The organism is Actinokineospora bangkokensis (assembly GCF_001940455.1).
GTDB lineage: Bacteria > Actinomycetota > Actinomycetes > Mycobacteriales > Pseudonocardiaceae > Actinokineospora > Actinokineospora bangkokensis.
This window is the reverse complement of sequence record NZ_MKQR01000026.1, coordinates 553155-571749: the sequence shown is the minus strand read 5'-3', so window position 1 is coordinate 571749 and position 18595 is coordinate 553155. Positions and strand designations below refer to the sequence as shown.

Genomic DNA, 18595 nt, shown 5'->3' with positions numbered 1-18595 from the left:
GAATTCGCCCGCCCACCCGGCCCCGCCGAATCCCCCCACCCACCAACCGGTGCCGCTGGTGGACCTGGCCGCCCAGCACGCCGCGGTCGCCGACGAGGTGGCCGCGGGTTGGGCCGAGGTGCTGGCCAAGACCGCGTTCATCGGCGGCCCGGCGGTGGGCGCGTTCGAGGCCGAGTTCGCCGCGTTCAGCGGGGTCCGGCACTGCGTGGGCGTCGGCAACGGCACCGACGCCATCGAGCTGGCCCTGCGCGCGCTGGGCGTGGGCCCCGGCGACGAGTGCGTGCTGCCCGCCAACACCTTCATCGCCACCGCCGAGGCCGTGGCCCGCGCGGGCGCCACCCCGGTGCTGGTGGACTGCGCCGAGGACACCCTGCTGATGGACGTCGACCAGCTCGACGCCGTCGTCGGCCCGCGCACCAGGGCGGTGCTGCCGGTGCACCTCTACGGCCAGACCGCGCCGGTGGAGCTGGTGCGCCCCATCGCCGAGCGGGTGGGCGCGGCCGTGGTGGAGGACTCCGCCCAGTCCCAGGGCGCCAAGCGGCACGGCCGGGTCGCCGGGTCGCTCGGCGACATCGCCGCGACCAGCTTCTACCCGGGCAAGAACCTGGGCGCCTACGGCGACGCGGGCGGCATCATGACCGACGACGACGACCTCGCCGCCCGGGTGCGGCTGCTGCGCGAGCACGGGTCGCCGCGCAAGTACGAGCACCCCGTGCTCGGCTTCAACAGCCGCATGGACACCCTGCAGGCCGTGGTGCTGCGCGCCAAGCTCGCCCGGCTCGCGGGGTGGAACGCGGCTCGCCGTGAGGCCGCCGCCCGCTACGACGCGCTGCTGGCGGAGCTGCCCGCAGTGGTCCGCCCGGTGGTGCTCGACGGCAACGAGCCGGTGTGGCACCTCTACGTCGTGCGCGTGCCCGACCGCGACCGGGTGCTCGCGGGCCTGCACGCCGAGGGCATCGGCGCGGGCATCCACTACCCCGTGCCCGTGCACCGCACCGGCGCCTTCCCCGACCTGGCCACCGGGTCGTTCCCGGTGGCGGAGAAGACCGCGGGCGAGCTGCTGTCGCTGCCGCTGTTCGCCGAGATCACCCCGGCGCAGCAGGAGCGCGTGGTCGACGTCCTCGCCCGGGTGGTCCGGTGAGCCCGTTCGTGCACCCGCGGGGCCTGTGCGAGAGCGAGGACGTGGGCGAGGGGACCCGGGTCTGGGCCTTCGCGCACGTGCTGCCCGGGGCCAAGGTGGGCGCGGACTGCAACATCTGCGACGGCGCGTTCGTCGAGGGCGGCGCGGTGCTCGGCGACCGGGTCACGGTGAAGAACGGGGTGCTCGTCTTCGACGGGGTGACCTGCGAGGACGAGGTGTTCCTCGGGCCCGGCGTGGTGTTCACCAACGACCTGCGGCCGCGCGCGCACGTGAAGAAGGGCCCCGAGGCGCTGTTGGGCACCCTGGTGCGCCGGGGCGCGACCCTGGGCGCCGGCGCGGTCGTGGTCTGCGGCACCGTCATCGGGGAGCACGCGTTCGCCGCGGCGGGGTCCGTGGTCACCAGGGACGTGCCCGCGCACGCGTTCGTCGCGGGCAACCCGGCGGTGCGCAAGGCGTGGGTGTGCGCGTGCGGTGAGCGCCTGCCCGACGACCTGCGCTGCACCGCCTGCGGGACCGGGCACGTCGAGGACGGGCCCGGCCTGCGCGCCGGGTGAGCCCTACCTGAGGTCCTTGAGCAGCTTGAGCATCGGGAACACCACCGCGAGGTAGACCAGGCCGCCCGCTGCCCCGGCCAGCACCAGCTCCAGCAGTGACTGGCCGAGCAGCAGGCGGACCCCCGCCACCACCGCGCACAGCGCCGCGCACCCGAGCACCGGGCGGCGCACCCCCGCGAGGACCCCGCGCAGCGACACCCCCGTGCCGCGCACGGCCAACCCGTAGGCCGGCAGCACCACCAGCACCGCCACCAGGGCGTGCGCGGCGGCCACCCCCCGGATCCCGTCCAGCAGGGCGCCGATCGGCAGCGCCACCACCAGGGCACCGGTCCACAGGCCCTGGATCCACAGCGTCCGGCCGGACAGGCCCAGCGCCACCAGGTAGTCGTAGGCCAGCTCCCCGGCGACCCTGGCCATGCCCAGCACGGCGAGGAACTGCAACGCCACCGCCGCCCCCACCCACTGCTCGCCGTAGAGGGTGCGGATGATCGGCAGCGCCAGCAGCCCCAGCACCGCCGACACCGGCAGCGCGGTGAGCGCGAGGAGCTGGGCGAAGCGGCGCAGCGCCAGCTCCCGCTCAGCCGGGTCGTCCTGCACCCGGGAGAACGCGGCCAGCGACACCCGGCGCACCACGGTGGAGAACATGTTCACCGGCCAGCTGGCCAGGTTGAACGCCTGGAGGTAGAGCCCGAGGGCGACCGCGCCGAGCAGGTTGCCCACCACGATGTAGTCCACGTTGAGCATCGCGAACACCAGCAGCGACGCCCCGGCCAGCGGCAGCCCGAACCGCAGCAGCGGCCCCGCCTGCGCCCGGTCCCACCCCGGCCGCGGCCACAGCGACACCAGCCGGAACAGCAGCAGCGCCGAGAGCGCGTTGCCCGCCAGCCGCCCCCACGCCAGGCTCGACGGCCCGAAGTCCGCCAGCGCCAGGCCCACGGTGATGCCGGTGGACAGGGCCAGGTTCGACAGGTCCACCACCAGCCGCACGCCCTGGCGGAACTCCCGGTTGACGAACTGCGCCGAGGCCGCGGTGGCGCCGTCGATCAGCACCGACAGGCACAGCAGCCGCACCACCCCGGTCGCCTCCGGCGCGCCGAGGGCGGCGCTGAACGCCGGGGCGCCGAAGAAGCACGCCGCGTAGAGCAGTCCGCTGCTGACCAGGGAGATCGTGGTGACGGTGGGGGCGATGTCGCGCGGGTCGCCCGGCCACCGCACCAGCGCCAGGCTCACGCCCAGCTCGTTGATGGCCAGCACCGCGCTGAGTGCGACCAAGGCCACAGCGAACGCGCCGAAGTCCTGCGGGGCGAGGATGCGGGCGAGCAGGATGCCGGTGAGCAGCGTGCCCAGCTTGCCCGTGACGGTGTTGAGGAAGCTCAGGACCAGGGCCTTGCGCACCTTGCCGCCGGGCGGGGCGGCGGTGGTGCTGGGCGGGGCCTGTTCGGAAGCGGTCACCGGTGCTCCGGGCTGGGGTCGGGTGCCGCCGGGGTTTTCCGGGCGGCGCGGTTCGGGTAAGAAGGCGGCTGGTGATCGGCGGGGCGCACCCCGCCGGAATGCGATCCACGCCGCTGTCGGGATGAGGGGTTATCAGGATGAGATACGTCCGAGATAGGCGCGGACGGGGTCGGGGGCCGCTGGTCGCCGCTGTCGCCGGGACCGCGCTGCTCCTGGGCGCGTGCGGTGCCGGGGACAGCGGGGACCCCGGTCCGAGCATCCTCCCGGCGCCCGCCACGCCCTCGGCGGGCGAGCCCACCGGGACGCTCATCCCGCCCACGTCCATCGACCCCACCAGCGCGCCACCCCTGGCGACCTCGGCGGCGACGGCCACCGTGGGCGGGCGCCCGCAGGCCGCGCCACCCGCCCAGCAGCCCGGGGCCGCGCCGCCGTCGGCGCAGCCGGGTCCGGGCAACACCGGCTACCGGCACACCGGGGTCAAGCTCCAGGACGTGCGGTGCGACAACGGCGAGTTCCTCGTCGACCGACCGGGCACCGTGATCGACGGGAAATCCATTCCGTGCTCGGTGCGGGTGGCCGCCGACAACGTGACGATCTCGCGATCGCTGATCAAGACGACGGCCGCGTGGGGTATTTACAAACTCGACAAGTACGCCGACCTCAAGGTCGTCGACGTCGAGGTCGACGGCGGCCGGGGGTGCGCCTACGGCATCGGCTTCAACCGCGTCCGCAGCACCCGCGTGGACGTCCACGGCTGCAACGACGGCGTGCACACCGAGCAGGGCAGCGTCCTGGAGAACTCCTGGATCCACGACCTGGAACACACCGGCGCGGACGGCGGGGAGCCGCACAACGACGGCGTGCAGTCCACCGGCAGCTCCGACATCACCATCCGCGGCAACACCATCTCCAACCCGCGCCACCAGACGTCCTGCATCCTCATCGGCGGCGAGGGCGGCGCGCCGTCGAACATCCTCATCGAGGGCAACTGGCTCGACGGCGGCAACTACACGATCTACCTCGACCCCAACGGCGGCAACCGGGTCATTCGCGGCAACGTCTTCGCCCGGTCGTTCGTCTACGGCCCCGCCAACGTGGCGGGCCAGGTGGAGTGGTCGGGCAACACCTTCGCGGGCGGGGGCGAGGTCAAGCGCTGACCGCCCGCTCACCGCGGGTGCCTGGCGTGCGCGCGGGCCGAGGCCATGCCCTGGCTCGCCCACGCGGCCAGCGCCTTCGCGCTGATGCGCATGGTGGGCGCGGAGAACGACCGGCGGTGCGCGCGCAGGATCCGCTGCAGCGCCCCGGCCGCGCCGATGAGGATGAACATCAGCCCGCTGGCGATCTTGAACGCGAAGGTGTCGTAGGTGACGCTGGAGACGCCGAGCATCGCGGTGCAGGCCAGCATGGTCTGCGCGAGGTCGCGCAGGTGCGGGTCGGTGGTGCTGCGCCGGGCCGCGCCCGCGGCCCACATGCCCGCCAGGAACAGCGCGATCAGGGCGGCGAGCCCGATCAGCCCGTTCTCCACGATGGTGCCGAGGTACTGGTTGTCCAGCGGCCCGTAGCGGGAGGGCAGGTAGGTGCCGAAGCCCTTGCCCAGCCACAGGTTCTCCGCGATCGTCTGCGAGGTGGTGGCGTAGTCGTCGGTGCGGCCCTGGATGCTGGGGTCGTTGGAGATGTTGCTGAACAGGCTGACCAGCGTGCCCACCAGCCCCGGCACGAAGAACCGGAGCACCACCAGGAACCCGGCGGCGGCGACCACGGTCTGCAGCGCCCGCTTGGCGGGCCAGGTGGGCAGCAGGAAGATCATCGCCACCAGCAGCCCGAGGATCGCCGAGCGCGACAGCGACACCGTGGCCCCGGTGGCCAGCACCAGCAGCATCACCCACCACTTGCGGGTCTTGACCCCCAGCGCCTGGGCGCGGAAGGCGTAGTGGGCGGCGAAGGGCACCGCGAACGCGCAGACCACGCCGAACTCGATGGGGTGGCCCGCGGTGCCCGAGGGGCGGCGGAAGATCGACCGCTCCAGCACCGCCTCGCCCGACCCGACCTCGCGCAGCCCCGGCACGACCATGTACTTGGTCAGGTCGAACCCGGTGAAGAACTGGAACAGCCCGATCGCGGCCATGACCGCGCAGGCCACCACGACGAACTGGAGCACCTTGTCCAACCGGTCGATGGTGCGGATGCCGTCGCACACCAGCAGGCCGACGACCAGCAGCCCGAGGATCGTCACGAAGCTCAGGTCGGCGGACTTGAGCTCGTCGGCGGGCAGGTACTTCCAGGTCGCGTACCCGTAGGTGGCCACCTGCGAGGCGGCGAAGCAGAAGATGGCCGTGCGGGCCGGGTTGCGCCCCTTGGCCATGCCCAGGTTGTCCACCATCTGCGCGCACAGCCAGCACAGGCCCAGCCCCAGGCCGAGCAGCAGCGAGGGGCGGATGTCCAGCGGCAGCCCGCCGATCACCAGCCGGGCGGGCACCAGCACCAGGAAGCAGAGGTAGGCGCAGACGAGGCTGGCCGCGTCGGTGCGCGTGCGGACCCGCTTGCCCTCGTCGGCGAGGTCGTGCAGGTCCGTGCGGGGGGTCGTCACCGGACGGCCGGGTCTCAGGCGCCGGGCCTGCGCGGCGCGCCCGGCTGCGGCTTGCCCGTGCCCTGCTGGCCGCCGCCCGGCTGAGCACTGCCCGGCTGACCACTGCCCGGCGGGGCCTGCGGGGGCTTGACCGGGGTCATCCGGCGGGTGGCGTTCGGGTCGCCCGGCTGCGGTTGGGGGTGCCCGCCGGTCGAGCCGGGGGTGCGGGCGCCGCCGTGCTGGGCGCCGTTGGAGTGCTGGGCCGGGTGCTGGCCGCCGCTGCTGCGCGCGGCGACGGGCTGCTTGCCGTTGACCGGCTTCGCGGGCACCGGCCCGCTGGAGAGCACCGCCCCGCTCGGCAGCGGCTTGGCGGTGGACAGCGGGGACGGCGCCGGTGCGGCGGGCTCCTCCTCGCGGGTGGGCTCCGGCTCGACGACGACCTCGGCCCGCTCGACCGCCCGGCCCGCCTTGCCGGTCCCGCGCCGCGCCCGCGACCGCGAGCGCGACTCCAGCATGTACACCGAGGTCAGCGACGCGGCGACGCCGAGGGCGAAGGCGGCGCCCGCGGCCCGCACCTTGCCGCCGATCTTGGGCTCGGCCGGGGTCGGCGCGACCACGTTCTCCATGTTGATGAACGTCGAGGTGGGCGCGCCCAGGCCGGTCTGGCGCTTGGTCAGCTCCTCGCGCACCCGGTCGAAGGCCAGCGACACCGTGCGCTGCGCCTCGTCCGGGGAGGTCCCGTCGGCGATGACCATGATGAACGGGCCGTCGAGCGAGCCGTCGCCCGCCTGGTAGTCGGCGGTGGCGCCCTGGCCAGCCAACTGCTCGACGATCTTCGGGTCGTTGAGCGTCTGCACCAGCAGCTGCGAGGTCACCTGGAGGCTGCCGTCGAAGGCGAGCAGCGGGTTGACCTGGCCCGCGGGCTTGGCCGGGTCGTTGGTGACGGTGGCGCCCGAGGTGGGCACGGTGAGGATCACCAGGCCCTTGGACTCGTACTCGGTGGGGACCGCCGCGAACGCCGCACCGGCGATGCCGAGGGTGATGCCGAACACCGCCAGCGCCACCGGCCACCGCTTGAGCAGTACGCCGACCGTCTTCCAGAAGTCCATCGCGTGTCCCCGATCCAAGAGGCCCATCCCGAGTGCCGCCCCTGCGGCGCGTAGCGCAGGTCGGCGTGCCCCTCCGGATCGTGTGTCGCTCGTCCGAGGGAATCGTTACTACCCGTGCGTCAAGCACCAGTATGGTGACGCCGTGCTGCTGGGCTTCACGTGCGCCTGGGACCCCCAGCCGGAGCAGACCTGGTCCTACACCCCCTGGAACCTCCGGCAGGCCCTGCGCGACCGATCCGACCTGCGCGTCGTCGACGCGGGCGTGTCCTTCCCCGACCCGGTCCGGGTGGGCCTCAAGGCCGTGCACGCGCGGCGGGTGGACGGCGCCTGGGTGTCGATGTGGAAGCACTCCCGGCTCGCCCGGCGCTACCTCGACACCGCGGTGCGCAGGGACGTGGCCGCCTCCGGCGCCGACGTCGTGCTCCAGGTGCAGGACCTGGCCGTTGTGGACAGACCGTTCCTGGTGCTCCAGGACCTCAGCTACGACGTCCTCTTCGAGCACCGCGACGCCGACGGCAAGCTCACCCACTTCCCGTCGCTGGGCGAGGCGGACCTGGTCCGGCTGCGCGACCGCCAGCGCGGGGTGTACGCCGAGGCCGCCGGGGTGCTCGCGATGAGCCGCTGGTTCGCCGACCACCTGGTGCGCGTGTCCGGTGTGGACGCGGACAAGGTCCACGTGGTGAACCCGGGCGCCTCCGCGGGGTGGGCGGGCGCGCCGGTGTCCGACGAGGTGCTGCGCCGCCGCCGGGAGGGCGCGCGCACCCGGTTGCTGCTCGTCGGCAAGGACTTCAACACCAAGTCCGGCCCGCAGGTCGTCGCGGCGCTGGCGCTGCTGCGGGCCGAGGTGGACCCCGCCTTCACCCTGACCGTCGTCGGCCCGAAGGAGTGGCCGATGGTGGGCGAGCCGCCACCCGGGGTGACGTTCCTGGGTCGGCTGCCGGTCGACCAGCTGGCCGCGGTGTACGACGAGCACGACCTGTTCGTCATGCCGTCGCGGTTCGAGGGGTTCGGGATCGCGCTGGTCGAGGCCCTGTCCCGGGGCCTGCCGTGCGTGGCGCGGCGGGCCTTCGCCATGCCCGAGATCGTCGTCACCGGTGGTAACGGCGACCTCGTCGACTCCGATGACCCGGCTGAGCTGGCCGCCGCCATCGCCCGGTTGCGCGCCGACGACGCGGCCTTCGACCGGGTGGCGGGCGGCATGGCCGGGGTGCGCGCCCACTACTCGTGGGCCCGCGCCGCCGAGCAGGTCGCGGGCATCGCCCGCGGGCTGGTGGGCTGACCGCGGGTCGGCCCGCCGCGACGGTGAGGAGCAGCGGTTGTACCTGGCGTCCGCGCGCGCCACCCCCGAGGGCGGCGGCGGCCCCACGGCGCCCGGCCGGGTGCCCGGGGTGGTGTTCGCCCTCGGGACCGTGAGCCTGCTGACCGACGTCTCCGCGGAGATGGTGTCGGCGTTCCTGCCGCTGTACCTGATCTACACGCTCCAGCTCGGCTACGTCCAGTTCGGACTGCTCGACGGGCTCTACACCGGCGCCACCACCGTGCTGCGGCTCGTCGGCGGCTACCTGGCCGACCGGCTCGGCAGGCACAAGGCGGTCGCCTTCGCCGGGTACGCGCTGTCGGCGGCCACCAAGCTCGTCTTCCCGCTGGCCGGGTCGTCGGGTGTGGCCATCGGCGGCGTGCTCGCGCTCGACCGGGCGGGCAAGGGCCTGCGCACGGCCCCGCGCGACGCGCTGATCTCGCTGGCCACCCCGCCGCACGCGCTCGGCCGGGCCTTCGGCGTGCACCGGGCGATGGACACCGTGGGCGCCCTGTTCGGGCCGCTGCTGACGTTCCTGCTGCTGGCGTCGCTGGGCACCGACTCCGGGCCGATCTTCGTGACCAGCTTCTGCTTCGGTCTCATCGCGCTGATCGTGCTGGCCGGGTTCGTGCCCAACGAGCCGCGCAGGCTGCCCGCGGGGCTGCCGAAGGTGCGGCTGCGGTCGGCGTTCGGGCTGCTGCGCGACACCCGGTTCCGGCGCGTCGCCCTCGCCGCGGCGCTGCTGGGGCTGGCCACGATCAGCGACGCGTTCGTCTTCGTCGTCGCCCAGAAGAGCCTCGGGGTGCCCACCCACGTGCTGCCGCTGCTGCCGCTGGGCACCGCACTGGTGTTCCTGCTCGCGGCCTACCCGGTGGGCAGGCTGGCCGACCGGGTGGGCCGGTGGCCGGTGTTCGTCGGCGGGCACGTGCTGCTGCTGGGCGTCTACGCCGCGCTGCTGCTGCCCTGGGGCGGTTACGGCGTGCTGGCCGCGGCCCTGGCCGCGCACGGGCTGTTCTACGCCGCCACCGACGGCGTGCTCATGGCGTACGCGGGCGCGGTGGTGCCCGAGCACCTGCGCGCGGGCGGGATGGCCGTGGTGCAGACCGGCCAGGCCCTGGCGCGGCTGCTGTCGTCGGTGCTGTTCGGCGTCCTGCTGTCGGTGGTGGCCATGCCCACCGCCACGGCGGTCGCCGCGGCGGCGCTGGGCGCCGCGCTGGTGGTGTCGGTGCTGCTCGTGGGCCGGTCCTCGGCCACCGGGCGGCGGGTCGAGCGGGAAGGGGACGCGGGATGACCGCGCGTCGGCGGGCACTGCTCGCGATCGCCGCCATCGTGCTCGTGGTGGTCGCCGGGGGGACGTACCTGGTGGTCAAGTTCGCGGGCACGTCCACGGCCGAGGCGGGCCCGTCCCCGCAGGCCACGGGCGGCCTGCTGTTCGTGGACATGTCCTCCGGCCTGCACCAGGTGGACCACCTGGCGAAGGTCGACGACCCGGCCTCGGGGCGCACCGCCACGGACATGCGCTGCGAGCGCGTCTACCGCTCCCGGGGCAACACCGTGTGCCTGCGCCTGGCGGGCATCGGCCCCAGCTACGAGGTGGCCGTCACGAACGCCTCCGGCGCGCTCACCCACACCGTGCCGCTCGCGGGCATCCCCAGCCGGGCCAGGGTCTCGCACTCGGGCAACGTGGTGAGCTGGACCACCTTCGTCACCGGCGACTCGTACTCGGTGCCCGGCGGCTTCTCCACCCGCACCGGCGTGCTCGACCTGCGCACCGGCGAGGTCGTCGACTCCCTGGAGACCTTCACCGTCCACCTGGAGGGGGCGGAGGTCACCGCCGCCGACCGCAACTACTGGGGCGTCACCGTCGCCGACGACGACCGCACCTTCTACGCCACCCTCGCCACCGCGGGCCGGACCTGGCTGGTGAAGGGCGACCTGCGCGCCCGCACCGCCGAGGACGTCATCCAGAACGCCGAGTGCCCGTCGCTGTCGCCGGACGGCACCCGGGTCGCGTTCAAGAAGCGCCAGGGCCGCCTCGGCGCCTGGGTGCTCAACGTCTACGACATCGCCACCGGCGCCGACCGCGAGGTCCCCGGCACGGTGGGCCTCGACGACCAGCCCGCCTGGCTCGACGACGCCCACCTGGCCTACGGCGCCGCGCTGCGCAACGCCAAGGTGCCCTCGATCTACACCGTGCCCGCCGACGGCAGCGCCCCGCCGTCGCTGCTCATCGCCGACGCCCAGTCCCCGTCGCCCACCTCCTGACCGCCGCGCTACTTGCGGAACCAGGCGCCCTTCACCGCACGCCCTTCGGCAACAGCCTGCCCGAGCGAAACCGGCTCCAACCCGCGCTGCACCAGGCCGTCGAGGACGCGGCGGGCCAGGTCCTCGCGCCGGAAGGCGGGCGGCGGGCCGTCGTCGACGCCGACGTCGGCGGAGGCGAAGCCGTCGTGCAGCAGGACCACGTCCCCGGCGGCCACGCCGTCGAGGGTGCGCCGGGCGACGTCCTCGACGGGCTCGTCCAGCCAGTCGTAGCCCGTGCGGTTCCACACCACCGGCTCCAGCCCGCAGCGGCGCACCGCCGCCCAGGTCGCCGGGGTCTGCGCGCCGTAGGGCGGGCGGAACCAGCGGACGGGGGCCTGGAGCAGCTGCTCCAGCCGCTGCTTGCCCTCGGCGGTGCGCCGCCGCACCTCCCCGGGCGCGAGCGCGGTGAGCCGCACGTGGTCGATGCCGTGCAGCGCGACCTCGTGGCCCGCGGCGACGACCTCGCGCAGCAGGCCCGGTTCCCGCTCGGCGCGCGCGACCAGCACGAAGAACGTGGCGCGCGCGCCGTGCTCGGCCAGCGCCGCCAGCACGCCGGGGGTGTCCACGGGCACCGGGCCGTCGTCGTAGGTCAGCACCACGCGCCGCCCCGGGGTCACCACGGTGCGCACCGACCCCACGGCGGAGGTCATCGGGAGCACGAGCCTGCGGACGGCGGGGGGCACCATGCGCGCCATCCTGCCAGTCACCCGATCGTGTAACGGCGGTCGGCGCGCGGCCGATCCCGTCGACGAAGCCCGGACACCCGCGTCCGGCCCCGAACCGGGACGAGGGCGTGCCAGATCCAGCCGTGCCCACCGCAGCAGCGACCACCCCGGGGACCACAGTGGACGTGTCCGTCGTGATGGTCTCCTACAACGCGGCCGACCACCTCCGGCGCACCCTCGCCGCGCTCACCGGGCCCGCCGCGCCCGCCGCCGCGCACGAGGTGCTCCTCACCGACAACGCCTCCGCCGACGGCGCCGCCGACGTCGCCGAGCACTTCCTCGGCCCGGCGGCGGTGCTGCGCCTGGACCGCAACACCGGCTTCGGGCACGCGGTCAACCGCGGCGTCGAGCGGGCCAGGGGCGAGTTCGTCCTGCTGCTCAACCCCGACGCCGAGCCCGAGCCCGGCGCCGTCGACACCCTGCTGGCGCACCTGCGCGCCCACCCCGACCACGGCGTCGTCGGCGGCCGCTACCGCACCCCGGACGGCGGCGCGGACCCGCGCAGCTGCTTCGGCCGGATCACCCTGTGGAGCCTGACCTGCGGGGCCCTGGGCCTGTCCGTGGTGGCGCGCGGGTCGCGGCTGTTCGACCCGGAGGCGCTGGGCGGCTGGGACCGCACCACGCCCCGGCACGTGGACGTGGTCAGCGGCGGCTTCCTGCTCGTGTCCCGCGCGCTGTGGGACCGGCTCGGCGGGTTCGACGAGCTGTTCCGCATCTACGGCGAGGACCAGGACCTGTGCTTGCGGGCCGCCCGCCTCGGGTACCGGCCCTCGATGACCCCGGACGCCGTGGTCGTGCACGACATCGGCGCGTCGTCGACCTCCCGCGCGGGCCGCGACGTGCTCGTCCTGTGTGGACGGGCGACCGTCGTGCAGCGCCACTACCGCGGCCCGGCCCGCCGGTACGGGCTGGGCGCGCTGGCCCTCGGCGTGCTGCTGCGCGCCACCGCCGAGCGGGCCCTGCGCAGGCCGGGCCGGTGGAGCGAGGTGTGGCGCAGGCGCGCGGAGTGGGCGTCGGGCTGGTCGCCGTCGCTTCCCCTGCCCGGGGAGCGGGTCGCGGCATGACCGTCCCCGCAGTCTCCGTGGTGGTGCCCGCGCACAACGAGGCCGGGGTGCTCGGCCGCACCCTGCGCGCCCTGCTCGACGGCGCCGCGCCCGGCGAGCTGGACGTGGTGGTCGTGGCCAACGCCTGCACCGACGGCACCGCCGACGTGGCGCGCGCGTTCGGGGTGCGGGTGGTCGAGACGGCTGAGCCGGGCAAGGCGAACGCGCTGGTGCTGGGCGACCGCGCCTGCACCGGCTTCCCCCGCCTCTACCTCGACGCGGACGTGGAGCTGGGCGTGGCGTCGGTGCGGCTGCTCGCCGCCAGCGCCGCCGCGGGCGCCCTGGCCGCGGCGCCGGTGCCGCGCTACGACATGGCGGGCGCCTCGCGGCTGGTCGCGGGCTTCCACCGGGTGTTCGAGCACCTGATGCGGGACCGCCGCGGCCTGTCGGGCACCGGGGCGTACCTGCTGTCCGAGGCCGGGCACGCCCGGGTGTTCCCGATGCCGCGGGTGATCGCCGACGACGGGTACGTGCACCGCTCGTTCACCGAGGGCGAGGCGGGCGCGGTGCCGGGGGCCCGCTCGCTGGTGCGCCCGCCGCGGACCGTGGTCGCCACCGTCCGCCGCCGGGCGCGGGTGCGCCGGGGCAACGCCGAGCTGGACCGGTTGGGGCACCGGGCGACCGCCCGCCCCATCGGGCTGTCCGAAGTGGTCACCGCTGTCCGCTCCGGCGCGGTCCGGGTGGGCGACGCGGGCTGCTACCTGGCCGTCCTGGTGGCCGAGCGCGCGTTGTTGCTGTGGCGCAAGGTTCGGGGCACGGATTCATCCTGGTCGGTGGATTCCACGAGCCGGAGTACACCCTCCGCAGCAATCTGACCGCCAGGCGGAGTGGGGCTCGGGATCACGTAACCCGATGGTGTCGATTTGCGATTACTGAGCGTCGGCCCTGTCGCGGCCCACCGCCCGTCCCCACAGAATGAGGTCCACCGTGAGGCGTCACCGCGCCCCGCACGTGCTGGTCATCGTGCAGAACCTGCCCGTCCCGCTCGACCGCCGGGTCTGGCTGGAGTGCCAGGCGCTGCGCGCCGCGGGCTACGAGGTGTCCGTCATCTGCCCGAAGGGCCCGGGTGACGCTGCTCACGAGGTGCTCGACGGGGTGCACCTGCACAAGTACGCCCCGCCCCGGCAGGCCGAGGGCGCGCTGGGCTTCGCCTGGGAGTTCGCCTACTGCTGGGTGCGCACCGCGCTGCTGAGCCTCAAGGTGCGCCGCCGGTCGCGGTTCCACGTGATCCAGGCGTGCAACCCGCCGGACACCTACTGGGCGCTGGCGCTGCTGTGGAAGCTCGTCGGCGTGCGGTTCGTCTTCGACCACCACGACCTCAACCCCGAGGTGTACCGCTCCCGCTTCGGCGAGCCCACCGGCCTCGTCGGCAAGGTGCAGCTCGGCCTGCTCAAGTGGTTGGAGCGCCGCACCTTCCGCACCGCGGACCGGGTGATCTCCACCAACACCTCCTACCAGGACATCGCCGTGCGCCGCGGCGGCGTGCGCCGCGAGCACACCACGGTCGTGCGGTCCGGTCCGGACACCTCCAGGATGCGCCCCGTCTACGCCGACGACGCCGTGCGGCGCGGCGGTGAACACCTGGTGGCGTACCTGGGGATCATGGGCCCGCAGGACGGCGTCGACGGCGTGCTGCGCGCCGCGCACCGCATCGTGCACACCCGCGGCCGCACCGACTTCCGCTTCGCGCTGCTGGGCTTCGGCGACTGCCTCGACGACCTCAAGCGGCAGAGCGGCGAGCTGGGCCTCGACGGGTACGTCGAGTTCACCGGCCGGGTCGGGCCCGAGCAGATCACCCGCTACCTCAGCGCCGCCACGATCGGCCTGTCGCCGGACCCGCTCAGCCCGCTCAACGACGTCTCGACCATGAACAAGACCATGGAGTACATGGCCTACGCGCTGCCCGTGGTCGCCTACCGGCTCACCGAGACGGTCGTCTCCGGCGGCGACAGCGCCGTCTACGTCGAGCCCGGCGACGCCGACGGCCTGGCCGACGCGGTGGTCGCGCTGGCCGACGACCCCGACCGGCGCGCCGAGCTGGGCTTCACCGGCCGCCGCCGCTGCGAGCAGGTGCTCGACTGGCGCCCGCAGGCCCAGGCCTACGTGCACGTGTTCGACGAGCTGCTGGGCTTCGCCTCCGCCGGGCCGTTCCCGGACGGCTGGCCCGCCACCGACCGCCGCGCCCGCCGCGGTGACGCGGGCCACCCGGTCGACCAGTGGGGCAACCGCCTGGTCGACCTGCGCGACGACCGGGCGTTGCGCGCCTTCGCCGCGGCTCGCATGATGGCGCCCGGGACCGAACCCGCGCCGAGCGCGAGCTGACACCCAGAGGAGACCTGACGTGTTCGTCCGACGGATCGCCGTGGTCGGCACCGGCTACGTTGGCCTGACCACCGGCGCCTGCCTGGCCTCGCTGGGCCACGACGTCGTCTGCGCCGACGTCGACGCGGCCAAGGTGGACCGGCTGCGCCGCGGTGAGATCGACATCCTGGAGCCGGGCCTGGCCGAGCTGGTGGCCGAGGGAATCGCCGCGGGCCGGTTGAGCTTCGTGCTCGGCGCCTCGGCGGCGGTGCGGCACACCGAGCAGGGCCCGGAGGTCGTGTTCCTCTGCGTGCCGACCCCGATGGGCGTGGGCGGGGTGGCCGACCTGAGCATCGTCGAGTCGGTGCTGGAGGAGGTCCGCACCGCGCTGCCCGCGGGCTGCGTGGTGGTCAACAAGTCGACCGTGCCGGTGGGCACCGCCGAGCGCACCTCCGAGCTGCTCGACCGCGCGGACGTCGCCGTGGTGTCCAACCCGGAGTTCCTGCGTGAGGGCAGCGCGGTGTCGGACTTCCTCAACCCGGACCGCATCGTCGTCGGCGGCTCGTCGCAGGACGCGGCCGAGCGGGTGGCGGCGCTGTACTCCCGCCTCGGCGCGCCCACCGTGCTCACCGACGCCCCCTCCGCCGAGCTGGTGAAGTACGCGGCGAACTGCTTCCTGGCGATGAAGCTGTCCTACGTCAACGCGGTGGCCGAGCTGTGCGACCGGCTCGGCGCGAACATCACCGACGTCACCGAGGGCATGGGCTACGACAAGCGCATCGGCCAGGCGTTCCTGCAGCCCGGCCCGGGCTGGGGCGGGTCCTGCCTGCCCAAGGACACCTCCGCGATGCTCCAGCTGGCCGACGCCGCCGACTTCGAGTTCCGGCTGATCCGCGCCACCATCGACACCAACACCCGCCAGCGGCAGCGGATGGTGGAGAAGGTCCGCCTGGCCGTCACCGGGCGGCGCGGCGGCTCGCTGTCGCGCAAGCGGATCGCCCTGTTCGGCCTGACGTTCAAGGCGGGCACCGACGACCTGCGCGACTCCCCGGCGCTGGCCGTGGCGGCCCTGCTGCGGCAGGCGGGCGCGGAGCTGGTCGGCTACGACCCGGCCCTGCGCCCGGACAACCCGCACCGCGACCTGGCCGCGATCACCCTGGTCGACGACCCGTACGTGGCGGCCAAGGACGCCGAGGCGGTGGTGATCCTCACCGAGTGGCCGGAGTTCCGGTCGCTGGACTGGGCGCACCTGGCCGAGGTCGCCGCGCGCCCCACCGTGATCGACACCCGCAACCTGCTCGACCCGGCCGTGGCCCGCCGCGGCGGCTTCGAGTGGATCGGCCTGGGCAAGAACCAGCCCGCCTGACCCCGCCCCCGGCGCCACCACCCGCGGACCACCGGGTCTGGTCCGCGGCGCTCAGCCGGTGAAGTCGAGGAAGACCGCGGCCTGGTCGTCGTGCACCTTCGGGCGCGGCCACCGGGTGCGGTCGGGGTCGCCGCGCTCGGCCTCGCGCACCGCGTCGAGCAGCGCCTGCGGCCCCTGGGCGCGCGCCAGCGCCAGGCACCCGGGCCAGTCGAGCAGGCCGTAGTCGTCCACCCCGCAGGACACCCCGTCGGTGGTGACGAGCACCGCCTCCACCTGCGAGCGGGGCCAGCTGCGGCACAGCGCCCGCTCGGCGGCGGCGGGCACCGCCTCGGCCACCCAGAACCCGCCGTCGCGGTTGCGGTGCCTGGCCACCTCCTCGTGGGTGGCGCGGGCGGCGGCGGGCAGGTCGGCCAGCCGGGTGTCGGCGAGCAGGTCGGGGCCGCCGGGGGTGAACACCACGACCGGGCTGTCGGCCAGGACCAGCGCCTCGACCTCGTCGTCGGTCCAGCGCAGCAGGGCCACCGTCGAGGACGGGCCGCTGCCGGGCTGGTAGCCGTTGCCCCTGGCCACGGCCCGGATGGCCTGCCCGAGGTGGCGGGTGAGCGGCAGCTCGGGGGCGGCGGTGAGCCGGGCGACGAGCTGGGCGCCCAGCTCGATGGCGTAGGCGCCCCCGGTCGGCATGTCCTGGCGCGGCGAGGTGGCGCCGTCGAGGACGACGACCGCGTCCTCCAGCACCATCACCACGTCCTCGGTGGGCCGGTCCCGGCCGTCGAGGCCCACCCCGGGTGCTTCGGCGACTGCGATGCGCGGCATGGCGGCATCCTGCCGGCCCCGAGCCTGTCAACGTGAGTTGACACAGCCGAGTGTGTCAACGTAAGTTGACGCCCATGACCGGAGCAACCCACCTCGCCACCGCGGCGGGGAGCGAGGACCCCAGGGTCGGGCTGCGGGCCGTGGCCGCGCTGCGCAAGCTGCTTGAGCAGCTGGAGGCCGTGCAGGTGCGCAGCGCGCGGGCCGACGGCTGGTCCTGGCAGGAGATCGCGGTCGAGCTGGGCGTCACCCGGCAGGCCGTCCACAAGAAGCACGGGAGGAGCTGACATGTTCGAGCGGTTCAGCCGGTCGGCGCGCGCGGCCGTCCGCGGCGGGGTGCTGGCGGCCACCGAGGAGGGTGCCGACCGGCTCACCCCCGAGCACCTGCTGCTCGGGGTGCTGGGCAACGCGGGCACGGCCGCCTTCCTCGCCGCCCGCGGCATCACCCCGGAGTCGGCCAGGGAGCGCGTCGAGCTGGCCCGCCGCCGCGGTGGTCTGTCCACCTCGGACGCCGAGGCGCTGGGCGACCTGGGCATCGACGTCGACGCGGTCGTCGCCGCCGTCGAGCGCGCGCACGGCGAGGGCGCGCTCGCCGTGCCGCGCCCGCGGCGGCGGTCCGGCCGGGTGCCGGTGGCGCCGGAGACCAAGCTGGTCCTCCAGCGCAGCCTGCTGGAGGTGCGCGAGCTCGGCGGCGGCGCCATCGAGGACGCGCACCTGCTGCTGGCCGTGCTGCGCACCGGCGGCCCGGCCGCCGACGTGCTGTCCTCGGCCGGGGTCACCCGCCCGGTGCTGGCGGCCCTGGCTAGGGCGTGATCGCCAGGAACACGAACGAGCTGAACAGCACCAGGTGCACGGTGGCCTGGAGCAGCGTGGCCCGGCCGGTGACCATCGTCAGCGTGCTGACCGCCGCGGTGAGCACCAGCAGCACCATCTCCTTGGGGTCCAGGCCCAGCACCAGCGGCCCGGACAGGAAGATCGACGCGATCGCGATGGCCGGGATCGTCAGCCCAATGCTGGCCATCCCCGAGCCCAGCGCCAGGTTGAGGCTGACCTGCAACCGGTCGCGCAGCGAGGCCCGCACGGCGGCCACCGTCTCCGGCAGCAGCACCAGCAGCGCGATCACCACGCCGACGAACGACAGCGGCGCCCCGATGGACTCCACCGCCGACTCCAGCGTCGGCGAGACGGTCTTGGCCAGGCCGACCACCGCCACCAGGCACAGCAGCAGCAGGCCCAGGCTGACCCAGGTGGTGCGGTTGCTCGGCGCGGCGGCGTGGTCGTCCTCGGACGTGCTGTTCTTCGGCAGGAAGTAGTCGCGGTGGCGGACCGTCTGCACGAAGACGAACACGCCGTAGAGCACCAGCGACACCACCCCCGCGAAGGCGAGCTGCGCGCCGGAGAAGGTCTGGCCCGCGGTGGTGGTGGTGAAGGTCGGCAGCACCAGGCTCAGCGTCGCCAGCGCCAGGATCACCGCGAGCGCGCCACCGGAGGCGTGCGCGCGGAACTCCTGGACCTTGTGCCGCAGCGAGCCGACCAGCAGCGACACGCCGACGATGCCGTTCGTCGTGATCATCACCGCGGCGAACACGGTGTCCCTGGCCAGGGTGCTCGCCTTCTCGCCGCCGGAGGCCATCAGCGTCACGATCAGCGCGACCTCGATGACGGTGACCGCGACGGCGAGGATCAGCGTGCCGAACGGCTCCCCGACGCGGTGCGCCACGACCTCGGCGTGGTGCACCGCGGCGGTGACCGCGCCGCCGAGGCCGAGGCAGACCAGGACGAGCAGGATCGTGCCGAGGTCACGCCCCCAGGACGCGGCCAGCACCACGGCGGCGGCGGGTGGGACGGCCAGGCTCCATCTCGGGAG

Annotated in this window: 18 protein-coding genes; 12 read left to right on the top strand and 6 right to left on the bottom strand. The window is 74.5% G+C overall.

What is annotated here, in order from left to right; all coding sequences use genetic code 11:
- Positions 1 to 49 precede the first annotated feature (49 nt).
- Both BJP25_RS25345 and BJP25_RS25340 read left to right on the top strand, forming a co-directional pair.
- Complete coding sequence (locus BJP25_RS25345; RefSeq protein ID WP_332888643.1) at positions 50 to 1141, top strand: DegT/DnrJ/EryC1/StrS family aminotransferase; 1092 nt, start codon at positions 50 to 52, stop codon at positions 1139 to 1141.
- Entirely contained in the window at positions 1138 to 1695 is a 558-nt protein-coding gene (locus BJP25_RS25340; protein ID WP_075977471.1) for an acyltransferase, read from the top strand. The genes BJP25_RS25345 and BJP25_RS25340 overlap by 4 nt, the downstream gene beginning before the upstream one ends.
- A gap of 3 nt (positions 1696 to 1698) precedes the next feature.
- Here BJP25_RS25340 and BJP25_RS25335 read toward each other — a convergent pair whose 3' ends face one another.
- Complete coding sequence (locus tag BJP25_RS25335; RefSeq protein ID WP_075977470.1) at positions 1699 to 3147, bottom strand: oligosaccharide flippase family protein; 1449 nt, start codon at positions 3145 to 3147, stop codon at positions 1699 to 1701.
- 137 nt (positions 3148 to 3284) lie between these two features.
- Here BJP25_RS25335 and BJP25_RS25330 point away from each other — a divergent pair, with 137 nt between their 5' ends.
- Positions 3285 to 4304: a right-handed parallel beta-helix repeat-containing protein gene (locus tag BJP25_RS25330; protein ID WP_084794488.1), complete on the top strand. Its 1020-nt coding sequence runs from the start codon at positions 3285 to 3287 to the stop codon at positions 4302 to 4304.
- 8 nt (positions 4305 to 4312) lie between these two features.
- Here the strand turns inward: BJP25_RS25330 and BJP25_RS25325 are convergent, their stop codons facing one another.
- Together BJP25_RS25325 and BJP25_RS25320 are read right to left on the bottom strand one after the other, a co-directional pair.
- On the bottom strand, positions 4313 to 5734 hold the full coding sequence (locus BJP25_RS25325; protein WP_075977468.1) for an O-antigen ligase family protein: 1422 nt from the start codon (positions 5732 to 5734) through the stop codon (positions 4313 to 4315).
- Between the two features lie 14 nt (positions 5735 to 5748).
- Positions 5749 to 6822, bottom strand: a complete 1074-nt coding sequence (locus tag BJP25_RS25320) for a hypothetical protein (RefSeq protein WP_075977467.1) — start codon at positions 6820 to 6822, stop codon at positions 5749 to 5751.
- Between the two features lie 142 nt (positions 6823 to 6964).
- On the opposite strand from BJP25_RS25320, the gene BJP25_RS25315 reads away from it, so the two are divergent.
- From BJP25_RS25315 to BJP25_RS25305, 3 genes are read left to right on the top strand one after another with little or no spacing between them, the layout of a single operon-like run.
- A complete protein-coding gene (locus tag BJP25_RS25315) occupies positions 6965 to 8101 on the top strand; it encodes a glycosyltransferase family 4 protein (protein ID WP_075977466.1) in 1137 nt (378 codons plus the stop codon).
- 37 nt (positions 8102 to 8138) lie between these two features.
- Positions 8139 to 9410 carry an MFS transporter gene (locus BJP25_RS25310; protein WP_075977465.1) on the top strand — a complete coding sequence of 424 codons (1272 nt, stop codon included), beginning with the start codon at positions 8139 to 8141 and terminating at the stop codon, positions 9408 to 9410.
- Entirely contained in the window at positions 9407 to 10384 is a 978-nt protein-coding gene (locus BJP25_RS25305) for a TolB family protein (RefSeq protein WP_075977464.1), read from the top strand. Before BJP25_RS25310 ends, BJP25_RS25305 begins: the two co-directional genes overlap by 4 nt.
- An 8-nt stretch (positions 10385 to 10392) precedes the next feature.
- Here the strand turns inward: BJP25_RS25305 and BJP25_RS25300 are convergent, their stop codons facing one another.
- Positions 10393 to 11109, bottom strand: a complete 717-nt coding sequence (locus BJP25_RS25300) for a polysaccharide deacetylase family protein (RefSeq protein ID WP_075977463.1) — start codon at positions 11107 to 11109, stop codon at positions 10393 to 10395.
- Positions 11110 to 11231: 122 nt separating this feature from the next.
- Here BJP25_RS25300 and BJP25_RS25295 point away from each other — a divergent pair, with 122 nt between their 5' ends.
- From BJP25_RS25295 to BJP25_RS25280, 4 genes are all read left to right on the top strand, one after another.
- Complete coding sequence (locus BJP25_RS25295; protein WP_143219293.1) at positions 11232 to 12212, top strand: glycosyltransferase family 2 protein; 981 nt, start codon at positions 11232 to 11234, stop codon at positions 12210 to 12212.
- Positions 12209 to 13066 carry a glycosyltransferase gene (locus BJP25_RS25290; protein ID WP_075977462.1) on the top strand — a complete coding sequence of 286 codons (858 nt, stop codon included), beginning with the start codon at positions 12209 to 12211 and terminating at the stop codon, positions 13064 to 13066. Before BJP25_RS25295 ends, BJP25_RS25290 begins: the two co-directional genes overlap by 4 nt.
- Before the next feature lie 112 nt (positions 13067 to 13178).
- On the top strand, positions 13179 to 14573 hold the full coding sequence (locus BJP25_RS25285) for a glycosyltransferase family 4 protein (protein ID WP_233158247.1): 1395 nt from the start codon (positions 13179 to 13181) through the stop codon (positions 14571 to 14573).
- Between the two features lie 19 nt (positions 14574 to 14592).
- Entirely contained in the window at positions 14593 to 15918 is a 1326-nt protein-coding gene (locus BJP25_RS25280; protein WP_075977460.1) for a UDP-glucose dehydrogenase family protein, read from the top strand.
- Between the two features lie 51 nt (positions 15919 to 15969).
- Here the strand turns inward: BJP25_RS25280 and BJP25_RS25275 are convergent, their stop codons facing one another.
- Positions 15970 to 16731, bottom strand: a complete 762-nt coding sequence (locus BJP25_RS25275; protein WP_075977459.1) for a protein phosphatase 2C domain-containing protein — start codon at positions 16729 to 16731, stop codon at positions 15970 to 15972.
- 74 nt (positions 16732 to 16805) lie between these two features.
- Here BJP25_RS25275 and BJP25_RS25270 point away from each other — a divergent pair, with 74 nt between their 5' ends.
- Both BJP25_RS25270 and BJP25_RS25265 read left to right on the top strand, forming a co-directional pair.
- Positions 16806 to 17015, top strand: coding sequence for an RNA polymerase sigma factor sigma-70 region 4 domain-containing protein (locus BJP25_RS25270; protein ID WP_075977458.1), 210 nt, complete (start codon positions 16806 to 16808; stop codon positions 17013 to 17015).
- A 1-nt stretch (position 17016) separates the two neighbouring features.
- Complete coding sequence (locus BJP25_RS25265; protein WP_075977457.1) at positions 17017 to 17541, top strand: Clp protease N-terminal domain-containing protein; 525 nt, start codon at positions 17017 to 17019, stop codon at positions 17539 to 17541.
- Here the strand turns inward: BJP25_RS25265 and BJP25_RS25260 are convergent.
- The gene (locus BJP25_RS25260; protein ID WP_233158246.1) at positions 17531 to 18556 is read right to left on the bottom strand and encodes a calcium:proton antiporter; all 1026 of its coding nucleotides are present in this window, start codon (positions 18554 to 18556) and stop codon (positions 17531 to 17533) included. The two genes, BJP25_RS25265 and BJP25_RS25260, sit on opposite strands and share 11 nt — an antisense overlap.
- Positions 18557 to 18595 lie beyond the last annotated feature (39 nt).

Coding starts and splice junctions, on each gene's coding strand:
- BJP25_RS25320 (WP_075977467.1), bottom strand. CDS start 6,822: ATGGACTTCTGGAAGACGGTCGGCGTACTGCTCAAGCGGTGGCCGGTG.
- BJP25_RS25305 (WP_075977464.1), top strand. CDS start 9,407: ATGACCGCGCGTCGGCGGGCACTGCTCGCGATCGCCGCCATCGTGCTC.
- BJP25_RS25300 (WP_075977463.1), bottom strand. CDS start 11,109: ATGGTGCCCCCCGCCGTCCGCAGGCTCGTGCTCCCGATGACCTCCGCC.
- BJP25_RS25270 (WP_075977458.1), top strand. CDS start 16,806: ATGACCGGAGCAACCCACCTCGCCACCGCGGCGGGGAGCGAGGACCCC.
- BJP25_RS25265 (WP_075977457.1), top strand. CDS start 17,017: ATGTTCGAGCGGTTCAGCCGGTCGGCGCGCGCGGCCGTCCGCGGCGGG.
- BJP25_RS25330 (WP_084794488.1), top strand. CDS start 3,285: ATGAGATACGTCCGAGATAGGCGCGGACGGGGTCGGGGGCCGCTGGTC.
- BJP25_RS25290 (WP_075977462.1), top strand. CDS start 12,209: ATGACCGTCCCCGCAGTCTCCGTGGTGGTGCCCGCGCACAACGAGGCC.
- BJP25_RS25275 (WP_075977459.1), bottom strand. CDS start 16,731: ATGCCGCGCATCGCAGTCGCCGAAGCACCCGGGGTGGGCCTCGACGGC.